The 12409-nt window shown below is 66.2% G+C and carries 14 protein-coding genes; 3 read left to right on the plus strand and 11 right to left on the minus strand.

The genetic code is table 11. The annotated features are described in order from the left end of the window. Positions 1 to 37 precede the first annotated feature (37 nt). On the minus strand, positions 38 to 706 hold the full coding sequence (locus Q4E25_RS00095; RefSeq protein WP_303152696.1) for a YdcF family protein: 669 nt from the start codon (positions 704 to 706) through the stop codon (positions 38 to 40). A gap of 27 nt (positions 707 to 733) precedes the next feature. Here Q4E25_RS00095 and Q4E25_RS00100 point away from each other — a divergent pair, with 27 nt between their 5' ends. Further along, on the plus strand, positions 734 to 2740 hold the full coding sequence (locus tag Q4E25_RS00100; RefSeq protein WP_303152698.1) for a TPM domain-containing protein: 2007 nt from the start codon (positions 734 to 736) through the stop codon (positions 2738 to 2740). A 21-nt stretch (positions 2741 to 2761) separates the two neighbouring features. Here the strand turns inward: Q4E25_RS00100 and Q4E25_RS00105 are convergent, their stop codons facing one another. The 3 genes from Q4E25_RS00105 to Q4E25_RS00115 are packed head-to-tail and all read right to left on the minus strand — an operon-like array spanning position 2762 to position 5140. Further along, entirely contained in the window at positions 2762 to 3238 is a 477-nt protein-coding gene (locus Q4E25_RS00105; protein ID WP_303152699.1) for a hypothetical protein, read from the minus strand. A 4-nt stretch (positions 3239 to 3242) separates the two neighbouring features. After that, on the minus strand, positions 3243 to 3761 hold the full coding sequence (locus Q4E25_RS00110; protein WP_303152700.1) for a hypothetical protein: 519 nt from the start codon (positions 3759 to 3761) through the stop codon (positions 3243 to 3245). After that, entirely contained in the window at positions 3761 to 5140 is a 1380-nt protein-coding gene (locus Q4E25_RS00115) for a glycine--tRNA ligase (RefSeq protein ID WP_303152701.1), read from the minus strand. Before Q4E25_RS00115 ends, Q4E25_RS00110 begins: the two co-directional genes overlap by 1 nt. A gap of 183 nt (positions 5141 to 5323) precedes the next feature. Between Q4E25_RS00115 and Q4E25_RS00120 the strand changes: the two genes are divergently transcribed. Then, complete coding sequence (locus Q4E25_RS00120; RefSeq protein WP_303152702.1) at positions 5324 to 5626, plus strand: helix-turn-helix transcriptional regulator; 303 nt, start codon at positions 5324 to 5326, stop codon at positions 5624 to 5626. A 49-nt stretch (positions 5627 to 5675) separates the two neighbouring features. Further along, complete coding sequence (locus Q4E25_RS00125) at positions 5676 to 6098, plus strand: Fur family transcriptional regulator (protein ID WP_303152704.1); 423 nt, start codon at positions 5676 to 5678, stop codon at positions 6096 to 6098. A gap of 17 nt (positions 6099 to 6115) precedes the next feature. Here Q4E25_RS00125 and Q4E25_RS00130 read toward each other — a convergent pair whose 3' ends face one another. The 7 genes from Q4E25_RS00130 to Q4E25_RS00160 form a co-directional block, all read right to left on the minus strand. Continuing rightward, complete coding sequence (locus Q4E25_RS00130; RefSeq protein ID WP_303152707.1) at positions 6116 to 6868, minus strand: isoprenyl transferase; 753 nt, start codon at positions 6866 to 6868, stop codon at positions 6116 to 6118. Between the two features lie 25 nt (positions 6869 to 6893). Beyond that, positions 6894 to 7616 carry a DNA repair protein RecO gene (recO, locus tag Q4E25_RS00135; protein ID WP_303152709.1) on the minus strand — a complete coding sequence of 241 codons (723 nt, stop codon included), beginning with the start codon at positions 7614 to 7616 and terminating at the stop codon, positions 6894 to 6896. Next, positions 7606 to 8547, minus strand: coding sequence for a GTPase Era (era, locus tag Q4E25_RS00140; protein WP_303152711.1), 942 nt, complete (start codon positions 8545 to 8547; stop codon positions 7606 to 7608). Before era ends, recO begins: the two co-directional genes overlap by 11 nt. Positions 8548 to 8715: 168 nt before the next feature. Then, the gene (locus Q4E25_RS00145) at positions 8716 to 9657 is read right to left on the minus strand and encodes an endonuclease domain-containing protein (RefSeq protein ID WP_303152712.1); all 942 of its coding nucleotides are present in this window, start codon (positions 9655 to 9657) and stop codon (positions 8716 to 8718) included. Between the two features lie 229 nt (positions 9658 to 9886). Continuing rightward, positions 9887 to 10735 (minus strand): pyridoxal kinase PdxY, encoded by an 849-nt coding sequence (gene pdxY, locus Q4E25_RS00150; RefSeq protein ID WP_303152716.1) that lies wholly within the window; start codon positions 10733 to 10735, stop codon positions 9887 to 9889. A gap of 84 nt (positions 10736 to 10819) precedes the next feature. Continuing rightward, positions 10820 to 11404, minus strand: a complete 585-nt coding sequence (gene ybeY / locus Q4E25_RS00155; RefSeq protein ID WP_303152718.1) for an rRNA maturation RNase YbeY — start codon at positions 11402 to 11404, stop codon at positions 10820 to 10822. A 4-nt stretch (positions 11405 to 11408) separates the two neighbouring features. Continuing rightward, on the minus strand, positions 11409 to 12404 hold the full coding sequence (locus Q4E25_RS00160; RefSeq protein ID WP_303152719.1) for a PhoH family protein: 996 nt from the start codon (positions 12402 to 12404) through the stop codon (positions 11409 to 11411). Positions 12405 to 12409 lie beyond the last annotated feature (5 nt).

The raw sequence follows: 12409 nt of genomic DNA on the forward strand, positions 1-12409 counted from the left end.
GGGGCTTAAGTCTATGCGCCGGACCGCGCGTGCGGGCCTAGTCAGCGGGCGTTTCTTCCTGGCCTGCTACCTCGTGGCCCAGTCCCCCGTGGCGCAGCACCTCGTGGCGCAACCGCCTGCTGGGCCGGATGAGTGCTTCGACCCGGTGCAGCGCGCTACGCACCGCCGCGGCCACGCGCTGCCCGGCCAGCTTCTCTATGCCAAAGACCACCAGCCCACCGGCCTCGTGGGCGAGGTAGCGCCACCAGGCCGGCGCCCCGGTGGGCGTGGGATAGCCGCGCGCCCCCACCACCGTGGCGCCAAACCCTTGCTCGCGGGCCAGCAGCCAGGCGCGCAGCCGGTGCAGCGGATCGGTCACGATGAGCACCTCGCGGTAGGGCAGCTGCTCGTAGACTGCGCGCAGCGAGGCCACCGTGTCGTTGCCTTGCGCCACCGCAATAACTGTGCCGCTGGAGTCTGGCTGGTTGTGTTGATAGCGCTGGTCGAGGTAGCGCTTGCCGGTGCCGGCCTCGGTGAAGCGGTCCCCCGGCAGCTTGCCGCCCACGGTGACGATGGGTGGGGGCGCGGGAAAGCTCTGTGCTTGTTCGAAGGCCTCGTCGAGGCGGGCGCGCAGGATGCGGGAGGGGCGGCCGTCGTATTGCGCAGCGCCGAGCACGATGATCGCCTGCGGGCGGGGTGTGCGGCGGCGCGAACTCTGAAGACTCATGTGGGGCTGATGGGTATCCTTGTTGGCATGACTTTTTCTGCCAGCTCCTGTGCACGCTTGGGACGCGGCGCCATCGCGGCGCTCATCATCGGCCTCGGGTCCACTGCCCCGCAGGCCTGGGCCAGCGAGACGATTCTAGCCGCTGATGCCTCCACCATCACCGCCAAGGTGACCGACGAGGCCGGAGTTCTCTCCTCCGCGGACGTCTCCTCCCTGGAGGAGCAGCTCAAGGACCTGCAGAAGAACCAGGGCCGCATCCTCTACATTGTCTTTGCCGATACCCTGCCGGGCAGCGCGGAGGACTTCGCCCGCCAGGTGGTGGAGGACAAGGGCCCCAACTCCGCGGTCTACGTGGTGGGTGTCAGCGACCGCAAGGTGGGCGTGCAAACCGGCAGCGAGTGGCCCCAGGGCAGGCTCGATTCCATGTACGAGGCCGCGCAGTCCAAGCTGGCCGAGGATGACTTTGCTGGCTCCGCCACGGCCCTCGTGGATGCGGCTGCCGGCGGTTCTGGCTCCGGCTCAGGCGGGGGCTCTGGAGCGGGCTGGCTGGCCGGCGGCGTGGGCGCCCTGGCGCTGGCCGGCGGTGGTATTGCCGTGGCCTCGCGCCGCAAGACCAAGAAGGACTCCGCCGCCACCCTGGAATCCGCCCGCGCCATCGAGCCGGGTAATACCTCGCGCCTGGAGCGCCTGGACCTGCCCACCCTGGAGAAGCTGGCCCAGGAGGAGCTGGTCTCTACCGATGAGTCCATCCGCCGCGGCAAGGAGGAGCTGGACATCGCCATGGCGGAGTTTGGCCCGGAGCGCACTCGCGCGTTTACCCGCGCCATGAACCACTCCACCACCACCCTGCGCCGCGCCTTCGAGTTGCAGCAGCGCCTGGATGATGCCATCCCGGAGACCGAGGAGGAGCGCCGCCGCATGCTGGTGGAGATCGTCTCCTCCTGTGGGCTGGCGGATAAAGCGCTCGATGAGCAGGCGGCGGATTTTGCGCAGATGCGCAACCTGCTCATTAACTCCTCCTCCAAGCTGGATGAGCTCACCCAGCGCAGCGTGGACATCCGCACCCGCCTACCCCAGGCCCAGGACAAGCTCGCTGCGCTGCAGGCCTCCTATGAGGCCACGATGCTCGAGGCCATCGCGGAGAACCCGCAGATGGCCCAGGTCTCCCTCGACGAGGCCGAAAAACTGCTCAGCCAGGGCCGCGAGATCGCCGCCCAGCCCGCCGGCCAACAGGGCGGCCTGGTGGCCGCCATCCGGGATTCAGAGCACGCCCTCGAGGTGGCGGACCGCCTGCTGGCCGGCGTGGAGAACGCAGAGAGCTCCATCGCCACCGCCAAGGCCGGCCTGCAGGATCTCATTGCTGAAGTGGAATCCGAGGTGGCCGAGGCCCAGCAGCTAGAAAGCCAGGGCAAGCGCCAGGGCACCGAGGCTGACTGGGAGGCGCTGGACGCCGTGGTGGCGCGCGCCAGCCGCACCGCCGAGCGCGCCCGCCAGCACGGCAGCGCCGATCCCCTCTCCTGCTACACGGAGCTGACCTCCATCGACTCGGAGCTCGACGAGCTTCTCGACGCCGTCCGCGAGGCCACCTCCACCCACTCCCGCCAGCTGCAGATGCTCGAGCAGCAGCTCGCGGTGGCGCAGTCCACCATCCAGGCCGCGGAGGATCTCATCTCCACCCGCGGGCGTGTGGTGGGCGCGCCCGCCCGCACTGCGCTGGCCGACGCCAAACGGCTCCACGCCCAGGCCTTGCAGGCCCGCGGCACGGATACCCGCCTGGCCTTGGACACCGCCCGCCAGGCCGTTGCCGCCGCCCAGGCTGCGGCCAACCGCGCCCAGCAGGACGTGGATTCCTACCGCCGCCAGCAGCAGCGCCGGCAAGCCAGCTCCACCGCGGGCGACATCCTCACCGGCATGGTCATTGGCCAGATGCTGGGCGGGGGTCATCACCACGGTGGCGGCTTCGGTGGTGGCTTTGGGGGCGGCAGCTTCGGCGGGGGCGGCGGAGGCGGCGGCTTCCGCGGCGGCTCCTTCTAGAGCTGGTTAAAGGGCTCGCCCTTAGGTGCGGATGGCGCGGTGGGGGCCGTCGACAAGCAGGCAGCAGTAGCTGATGAACACCGCATCCCGCGGCAGGAGCTCGGCGTCCTCGGCGGTGGCGGTCATCATGATGCCCTCGCGGGTGTGCCGGGTGCGTGCCACCTCCACCCCGCGCGGGTTGAGGATGCGCCGCTCGCGGCGGAAGGGGTTGATGCGCTTGAGCGTGTAGACCCGCCCGCGGCAATCGGCCACCAGGGTGCCCACGGTGAGGTACTTCTGCTCCGCGGTAAACAGCTGCCCGGTGCCGGACATGGCCTGCACGCTAAAGGTCACCGAGCCCTGCTCCAGGGAGGTCTTCTCCACCAGGAAGCGCTCGTGGGCCGCAGAGGGCAGGGCGTCCGTCATGGAGATGACCCCGCCGAGCTCGCTGGCGATGAGCACCCCGTTGGCGTCGACAAGCTCGTTGCCGCGCCACTGCCACTGCTGCGCCTCGGCCATGACGCTAGATAAGCACCGCGATAACGGCCACGATGGAGCACAGCACCAGGGTGGCGATGATGGGCAGGGCCTTGGACTGGGTGCGTGCCTCCAGGATGGCGCGAGTGAACCAGCTTAAGCCGGCCACCTCGGCGTGGGTGAGGTCGCCCTCGTCGCTGCGCTCCTCGCCCTCGAACTCCAGGACGGCCCTGCGCACCCCGGAGTTCTTGGAGCTGAACTGGGCAATCTTGGTGCCGTTGACGTCTTCGACGATCCACTCGCCGCCGGCCTCGTTGATGAAGGAGAAGGTTCGCCCGTCCAGGGAGGCCTCCAGGCGGGAATCCCGGGCGAGCTTGCCGGAGAGCCAAAACACGCGGCCATCACCCAGCGTGGCAGAGGCCCCCAGATCATTGATGTCCAGGCGCCAGAAGTCACCCTCGACCTCGGCCGAGCGCGGCTGGAAGTTGCCCAGGGTCTCCGGCCCCTCCTCCACGAGGAGGACCGGGTTCTCCTTATCGCTGCGGTCCCAGCTGGTGTAATGCATTAGCAGCCGACCAAACGCGCAGCCAGGTAAGCCTCGAGCTCGTCAATCTTGACGCGCTCCTGCTCCATGGTGTCGCGCTCGCGCACGGTCACGGCGCCGTCCTCGAGGGAGTCGAAGTCGTAGGTCACGCAGAAGGGGGTGCCAATCTCATCCTGGCGGCGGTAGCGGCGGCCGATGGCACCGGAGGTATCGAACTCCACGTTCCAGTTGGCGCGCAGCTTCGAGGCCAGCTCGCGGGCCGGGGTAGACAGCTCCTCCTTCTTCGACAGCGGCAGCACGGCCACCTTGACCGGGGCCAGGCGGCGGTCCAGGCGCAGCACCACGCGCTTGTCGGTGCCGCCCTTGGCGTTGGGAACCTCTTCCTCGTCGTAGGCGTCCACCAGGAAGGCCATCATGGAGCGGCCCAGGCCGGCGGCCGGCTCGATGACGTAGGGGATCCAGCGCTCGCCGGTCTCCTGGTCAAAGTAGGACAGGTCCTCGCCCGAGCCCTTGGAGTGCACGGAGAGGTCGTAGTCGGTACGGTTGGCCACGCCCTCCAGCTCGCCCCACTTAGAGCCCTTGAAGCCGAAGGCGTACTCAACGTCCACGGTGCGCTTGGAGTAGTGGGAGAGCTTCTCCTTGGGGTGCTCGTAGAGGCGCAGGTTCTCCTCCTTGATGCCCAGATCGATGTACCACTGGAAGCGGTCATCGATCCAGTACTGGTGCCACTGCTCGTCCTCGCCCGGCTTGACAAAGAACTCCATCTCCATCTGCTCAAACTCGCGGGTACGGAAGATGAAGTTGCCCGGGGTGATCTCGTTGCGGAAGGACTTGCCGATGTTGGCAATGCCAAACGGCGGCTTCAGACGCGCCGAGGTCATGACGTTCTTGAAGTTAACAAAGATGCCCTGGGCGGTCTCCGGGCGCAGGTAGTGCAGGCCCTGTTCATCGTCGACGGGGCCCAGGAAGGTCTTGAGCAGGCCGGAGAAGGCCTTGGGCTCAGTCCAATCACCGGGCTGGCCGGTCTCCGGATCGTTGATGTCTGCCAGGCCGTTGGCCGGCTCGTGGCCGTGCTTTTCCTCGTAGGCCTCGATGAGGTGATCGGCGCGGTAGCGCTTACCGGTGTGGCGGGATTCCACCAGCGGGTCGGTGAAGACCTCAACGTGGCCGGAGGAGACCCACACCTGGCGCGGCTGGATCACGGAGGTGTCCACGCCCACGACGTCCTCGCGGGACTGGACCATGTGGCGCCACCACTGGCGCTTGATGTTTTCCTTCAGCTCCACGCCGAGCGGGCCGTAGTCCCACGCAGAGCGGGAACCGCCATAGATTTCACCTGCCTGATAAACCAATCCACGGCGCTTGCACAGGCTGACAACGGTATCAATGACGGATGCCATAATTTTTTAGACTCCTCTGGAGGGGGACAGTCGCGGACAATGCGAACTAGTCTAGCGTGCCGCGAATCCGCGCGCGCCGAGACCCCACAAAATTGTATTGTATTTTATACACATTTTTGCATTCTTCGGGTACAGTATGTGCATATCTCTCAATCAACAGGTTCAAGTTGGAAGGTGTTTCCTGTGGTGAATGCCCAAGTCCTAGCGCCGGATTTTGATCTCCCCGCGGCCGCAACCGTCATCAGTGCGCTCGACTCCCCGCTGCGCATTGCCATCATCCAGCTGCTGGCCCAGCGCGATCACTTTGTCCACGAGCTCGTCACGGCAACCAACAAGTCCCAGCCGCTCATCAGCCAGCACCTGCGCGTGCTCAAGCAGGCCGGCCTGGTCTCCTCCACCCGCTCGGGGCGCGAGGTCCTCTACTCCCTGGCCGCGCCGAAGGTCTTGGCCTTGCTTGCCGACGCCTCCCGCGTCACCCAGCCCTAAACCCACCCTATCGGGGCCTTATTGGAAATGATTTGGTAAATTAGTTGTCATGTCCATTCACGACAGCATCCCTAAACTCGGCGTCCGCAACACCAAGCAACGCACCGCCGTCGTGGAGGTCCTGCGCGAACTCGACAAGTTCTCCTCCGCCAAGGACATCCACAAAGCCCTGCAAGACCGCGAGCTCAAGGTGGGCCTGACCACCGTGTATCGCACCCTCCAATCCCTCTCTGAGATCGACGCCGTCGACGCCCTCCACATGCCCTCCGGGGAGACGCTCTACCGCCACTGCGAATCAGAGCACCATCACCACCACCTGGTGTGCACCAAGTGCGGGCGCACCGAGGAAATCGACGGCGGCGCCGTGGAGAAATGGGCCACCCAGGTGGCCACGGACTTCGACTTTGAGATCACCGGCCACGACGCCGAGATCTTCGGCATCTGCGCCGAGTGTCGCTCCGCTCAAGGGTGAAGTAGCTACTTCACCAGCTACTTCACCCCGCCGAAGCGCCTATCGCGGCGCGCATACTCCTCGACCGCCGCAAAGAGATCCTGAGGGGTGAAATCCGGGAAGAGCTTGTCCTGGTAGATCATCTCTGCGTAGGCCGACTGCCACAGCAGGAAGTTCGAGGTCCTCTTCTCCCCCGAGGGGCGCAGGAAAAGATCCACATCCGGCATGCCCGGGTCATACATCACCGAGCTCACCGTGGACTCCGTAATCGCCGAGGGGGAAATCTCCCCGCGGGCGGCGCGCTCGGCGAGGACCCGGATGGCGTCGACAAGCTCCGCCCTACCGCCGTAATTGACGCACATCGCCAGCGTCATCCGCGTATTGCCCTTGGTCAGCTCCTCGGCGGCCTCCAGCTCCTTAATCACCGAGCGCCACAGGCGCGGGCGGCGGCCCGCCCACACCACGCGCACGCCGCGCTCGTTGAGCCACTCGCGCTGGCGGCGCAGCACGTCGCGGTTGAAGCCCATGAGGAAGCGCACCTCCTCCGGGCTGCGGCGCCAGTTCTCCGTGGAGAAGGCGTAAGCCGACAGGTACGGGATGCCCATGGACAGGCAGGCATCGACGACGTCGAGAAGCACAGCCTCCCCACGCCGGTGGCCCTCGGTGCGCTTCATGCCGCGCTCCTCGGCCCAGCGGCCGTTGCCGTCCATGACCAGCGCGATGTGGCGGGGAAGAAACTCCTCCGGAATAGCCGGGGGATGCAGAACTCGGTTCGGGTCAGGCGTAATCACGGATTACATCCTACTGGGCGCCACCCTACTGCTCCATCACGCCCAAGGAAGAAAGCCGGCGCTCCAGGTGCCACTGCAGGTGCGCGCGGATGAGTTGATGCGCCTCCTGCGCCTGGGCGTGGGTGGGCGAGCTGGCGTGACCGTGGGCCAGCAGCCACATGTGGTGCAAGCTTTCCGGGTCCACCTCCGCGGCCCCCGGCGGGCGGCACTCGTGGCAGCAGGCCCCGCCGACGGCCGGGTGGAAGGCGTGGTGCGGGCCCGGGCGTTGGCACTGGGCGCAGTCGAAGAGGCTGGGCGCCCAGCCAGCGTGCGCCATGGCCTGCAGCAGAAAGACGTCGAGGGTCTGCGTGGGCGGCTCGGCCTGCAGCCGGTGCAGCGTGGCGACGGTGAGATCGTAGAGGAAGGGGTCCCCGGCGGCGTCGGCAAAAGCCAGGCGCTCGGCCGTCTCCAGTGCGGCGCAGGCGCAGGTGTAGCGCTCGTAATCATCGATGATCTGCGCGCCGAAGTAATCCACGGTGTCCGCCTGCGAGATGGTGTGCAGGTTGCGGCCCGGGTAGAGCTGAACGTCGAGGTTGACAAAGAGCTGCAGGCGGGAGCCGAAGCGGGACTTCGCGCGGCGCACGCCCTTGGCCACCGCGCGCACCACACCATGGTGGCGGGTGAGCAGGACGATGACGCGATCCGCCTCCCCGAAGTCATAGGAGCGGATGACCAGCGCGCGGTCCCGGAAAGACTGCCTAGAAGCCAAGGCGCCCCAGGTGCTTCGGGTCCTGCTGCCAGTTCTTGAGCACCTTGATGCGCAGGTCAAGGTAGACGTTTTGCCCCAGCAGCTGGATAATTTCCTTACGGGCCGTGCCGATGATGCGGTTGAAGCGGCGCCCGTCCTTGCCCTCGATGATGCGGCGCTGGCCGGGGCGCTCCAGGTACATCACGGCGTGCACGTTGAGCACGCCCGGGCGATCATGATCGGGCAGAATCTCATCGACCTCGACCGCCACCGAGTGCGGCAGCTCCGCGCGCAGGCCGGACAGCGCGGCCTCGCGGATGAGCTCGGCGATGCGCTCCTCCTGGTCCTCGTCCGTGATGTGATCATCCGGGTAGAACTTGGGCCCCTCGGGCAGGTGATCCACGATGACCTGGACTAGCTCATCGAGCTGCACGCGCTGCGTGGCGGAGACCGGGATGACCACGGCCTCGGGGTTGTCCTGGCTGAGCAGCTCGTGCAGGGCCAGCAGCTGGGCGCCGACCTGATCCTTGCTGGCCTTATCCAGCTTGGTGACGATGCCAATGATCGGCGTCTTCGGCGCCACCTTGCGCACGTTTTCGAGGATCCAGCGGTCGCCAGGGCCGATCTTCTCATCGGCGGGGATGGTCAGGCCGATGACGTCGACATCAGCGTAGGTGTCCTTGACCACCTCGTTGAGGCGCTCGCCCAGCAGCGTGCGCGGGCGGTGCAGGCCGGGGGTGTCGACGACGACCACCTGCGCGTCCTCGCGATGCACCAAGCCGCGGATGGGGTGGCGGGTGGTTTCGGGCTGGTCGGCGGTGATGGCAATCTTCTCGCCCACGAGGGCGTTGGTCAGCGTGGACTTGCCGGTGTTGGGACGGCCCACGAAGGACACGAATCCGGAGCGGAAGCCCTCGGGCGTGTCGGTGAACTGTGTGTAGTCATTACTCATTTGCACTCATCTTAGCCCACTGCGTTGCAAGCCTTGGAGCCCTGACATACGCCGCGGTTGCACTCCCCTGCCGCAGATGGCTGAACCTGGACGGCTGAACCTCCAGGTGGGATGTGGGGGCGTCGGCAAGCGCGGCGTCGTGCGACCAGGAGGTTCAGCTATCCAGGTTCAGACTTCCTTGGATCCCCCGCCCCGCTGCAACGGGCGCGGCCCTGCCTGCACCTGCCTGCGCACCGCCTCGACGAAGCCCTGCGGGTCCCGGCGCAGCTCCTCCGGGCTGTAGCGCATGACCACGTAGCCCTTGTTGAGCAGTGCTTTTTGCCGGCGGTGTTCCTCGCTGATGACCTCCTCGGGCTCGTAGCGGTACTTGACGTTGCCGTCGATTTCGATGAGCAACCACCCGTTCACCGCTAGGTCGGCGCGGTAGCGCTCCACCTCAAACTGCGTGCTGATGCGCTTGACTCCCGGGATGTTGGCCTCGATGAGCAGCCCGCGCGCGTAGGACTCCCACGGCGATTCGGAGTTGCTCACGCTTTCCTTCACCGCACGGCGCGCCTGCGCGATCCCTTTCACCCGCCCCATCGCGCCGAGCATGGAATCCAGGCGCTCGCGCCCGACCCGCTGTGAGCGCACATAATCCATCGCCACCAGGCCCTCTGCAAAGCCGTACCGCCTGGCAATATCGATCGCCGTACGCCCCAGCGAGCTGACGCGTACGCCTTCGACCTCGAGAATCTCCCGATTGAGCTTGGTGCGTACGTAGGCAAAGAAATGCCCGCGACCTTTGCTCCCCACCGCGTTAGATTCGAGGGTGACGGAATACTTCTCTGTCTCAAAGAGCACGGGAATTCCCAAAATCATGGCCGCGGCTTTGTCCAGCAGGATGGCCTTCGGCGCTGTGAGCGCGTGCACATAAAGCCTGGCGATGTCCCTCTCCCACCGCGCCAAGCCGTACCACACCTGGCCCGGCATGGCGTAGCACCAGGCCAGCGTGGGCATTTTACCGTTGTGGATCTTTTGCCAGCGGGCATCGCTGTTGGGCAGGCGGCGGAGGTCGATGAGTTCGGCTTTGATTCGGCGCAGGAGGGCAGAACGGGCGCTTTGTGACATGCCTTACTTTTAGCGCACCGGGCCGCACTTCGCTGACTAACAGATAGGCTCAGCAGATCAGCTCTGTCGGCCAAAGAGCTGAACCTGGATGGCTGAACCTCATGGTCGTGCTTCGCCACGCTTGTCGACGCCGCTATCACCACCTGCAGGTTCAGCCATCCAGGTTCAGACTTTTGCACAATGGAGGGGTGCGGAATGGGGACGGCAGGCTGGAGGGACGGGCTGCGGCCTAGAGCTCCTCCACGTGGAACTGCAGGCGCGGGTGCGCAAAGTATTCCTGGGACTCCACCAGCTGCAGCTCCTCGCTTTCGGCCTCAAAGGTGACATTCAGCAGGTCAAAGACCGAGGAGGCCGTGCGCTTGAGCGCCAGCTTCGCGTCGTGGGTCTCCACGTAGTGGCCGGTAAACAGCGCGGCGGTGACGTCGCCGGAGCCGTTGCGCTTGAAGGGCAGGAAGGGGGTGGCCACGATGTAGGCGCGCTCGCCGTCGACAGCCAGCATCTCCACGGTGTCCTCCGGGGTCTCCGGGCGCTTAACCGAGGTCACCAGCACCGTCTTCGGGCCAATCTCCTGCGCCACCTTGACCGCGGCCAGGGTCTGCTCCAGGGTGCCGACCTCATGATCGGTGAGGTAGCCTAGCTCGAACTGGTTCGGGGTGATGATGTCGGCCACGGGGACCACCTTGTCGCGCAGCAGCGGCGGGATCTCATCGGAAACGAAGCAACCGGACTTGGCGTTGCCCATCACCGGGTCGCAGGCGTAGAGGGCGGAGGGGTTGACGGCCTTGATGCGGCGGACGGCGTCGATAATGGCGCCGGCGATATCGGAACCACCCTGGTAGCCGGAGAGGATCGCATCGATGCGGGGGAAGGCGCCGCGCTTTTCGATGCCGTCCACAATCGAGGTCACATCCGTCGCCGGAATCATCGGCCCGCCCCAATCGCCGTATCCGGTGTGGTTGGAGAAGTTCACGGTGTGGATGGGCCACACCTCATGGCCGCAGCGCTGCAGCGGGAAGACGGCGGCGGAGTTGCCAACGTGGCCGAAGGTGACGTGGGACTGGATGGAAAGAATGTTCATGGGAATTCATTGTGCCTTGTTAGCCCCGGGGGCGCGGAAGAACCACGCCGCGCGTCCCCGAAAGCGGTGGGACTCGTTGCAGCCCTAGTTGCTGGGCGTGCCGCCGCCGGGGACCTCCTTATCCAGCGCCGCGCGCTCGGCGGCGTCCGGGAAGGCCTTGGGGCCGGAGGGCTTGGGCTGGTAGCTCACCCCGCGCTCGGCGAGGTCGTCGTACCAATCCGCCAGAAGCTCGTTCTGCAGGCCGAACATCTCCTTTTCCTCGGCGGCGGTGGTGTGATCGTAGCCCAAGAGGTGCAGGCAGCCGTGCACGGTAAGAAGAGCCAGCTCGTGGCCCAGGGAATGGCCGGCGGCCTCTGCCTGGCGCTGCGCGAACTCGGGGCAGAGCACGATATCGCCGAGCATCGCCGGGCCGGCCTGCGGGGAGTCCGGGCGCCCGCCGGTCACGCCGGGGGTGAGCTCGTCCATGGGAAAGCTCATGACGTCGGTGGGCCCGTCCAGATCCATCCAGCGCACGTGGAGATCGGCGATGGTCTTGAGGTCCACGGCGGTGATGGTGCACTCGGCGTCGGGGTTGATGTCCATGCGGCCGAAGGCGTAGGAGGCGACGTCAATGAGCATTTCCTCGTTGACGCCGTCGAAGCCGGACTCGTTGATGAATTCGATGCTCATGGGGCTAGTCCTCTCGTTGCTCGGAGTGTTCCCGCTGGCGGGCCTGCTGGCGCTCGTCGTAGCTATCGTAGGCCTCCACGATGCGCCCGACCAGCTGGTGGCGCACCACGTCGGCGGCGCTGAGATCCGCAAAGTGGATGTCCGGTACGCCGTCGAGAATGCGGCGCACCAGGCGCAGGCCGGAGACCTGCCCGCGGGGAAGATCCACCTGGGAGATGTCACCGGTGACCACGATCTTGGAGCCGAAGCCCAAACGGGTCAAGAACATCTTCATCTGCGCCGGGGTGGTGTTTTGGGCCTCGTCGAGGATGACGAAGGCATCGTTGAGCGTGCGCCCGCGCATGTAGGCCAAGGGGGCCACCTCGATGATGCCGGCCTCCATGAGCTTAGGAATCATCTCGGGATCGAGCATGTCACGGAGGGCGTCGTAAAGCGGGCGCAGGTAGGGGTCGATCTTGTCATTGAGGGTGCCCGGCAGGAAGCCGAGCTTCTCCCCCGCCTCCACGGCCGGGCGGGTGAGGATGATGCGCGAGACCTGCTTGGACTGCAGGGCCTGCACGGCCTTGGCCACCGCCAGATAGGTCTTGCCGGAGCCGGCCGGGCCGATGCCAAAGACCACGGTGTTGTCATCGATGGCCTGCACGTAGGCGGACTGACCCACCGTCTTGGGGCGAATGCTCTTGCCGCGGCGCGAGATGATGTCCGCGGCCAGGGCGGCTGAGACCGACTGCGGGGCCTCGATGGCCACCATGTCGATCGTGTGCTTGACGGTGTCAGTGCTCACCGCGTGGCCGCGGCGGGCAATCGCCTCGAGCTCGTCGAGCACCTTGGCGGCGCGGGCCACCTCGTAGTCCGGGCCGGTGACGGTCACCGTGGTGCCGCGGGCGAAGAGATCGGCATCAAGCAGGTTGTTGAGCACGCGGAGGTTGTCGTCGGCGTTGCCCAGCACGGTGGCCACGTACTGGGAGTCGAGAGCAATCTTCTGGGTGATAATAGGCACGGTAT

It is taken from the genome of Corynebacterium sp., assembly GCF_030532325.1.
Taxonomy (GTDB): Bacteria; Actinomycetota; Actinomycetes; order Mycobacteriales; family Mycobacteriaceae; genus Corynebacterium.

Coding starts and splice junctions, on each gene's coding strand:
- Q4E25_RS00095 (WP_303152696.1), bottom strand. CDS start 706: ATGAGTCTTCAGAGTTCGCGCCGCCGCACACCCCGCCCGCAGGCGATC.
- Q4E25_RS00100 (WP_303152698.1), top strand. CDS start 734: ATGACTTTTTCTGCCAGCTCCTGTGCACGCTTGGGACGCGGCGCCATC.
- Q4E25_RS00105 (WP_303152699.1), bottom strand. CDS start 3,238: ATGGCCGAGGCGCAGCAGTGGCAGTGGCGCGGCAACGAGCTTGTCGAC.
- Q4E25_RS00110 (WP_303152700.1), bottom strand. CDS start 3,761: ATGCATTACACCAGCTGGGACCGCAGCGATAAGGAGAACCCGGTCCTC.
- Q4E25_RS00115 (WP_303152701.1), bottom strand. CDS start 5,140: ATGGCATCCGTCATTGATACCGTTGTCAGCCTGTGCAAGCGCCGTGGA.
- Q4E25_RS00125 (WP_303152704.1), top strand. CDS start 5,676: ATGTCCATTCACGACAGCATCCCTAAACTCGGCGTCCGCAACACCAAG.
- era (WP_303152711.1), bottom strand. CDS start 8,547: ATGAGTAATGACTACACACAGTTCACCGACACGCCCGAGGGCTTCCGC.
- Q4E25_RS00145 (WP_303152712.1), bottom strand. CDS start 9,657: ATGTCACAAAGCGCCCGTTCTGCCCTCCTGCGCCGAATCAAAGCCGAA.
- pdxY (WP_303152716.1), bottom strand. CDS start 10,735: ATGAACATTCTTTCCATCCAGTCCCACGTCACCTTCGGCCACGTTGGC.
- ybeY (WP_303152718.1), bottom strand. CDS start 11,404: ATGAGCATCGAATTCATCAACGAGTCCGGCTTCGACGGCGTCAACGAG.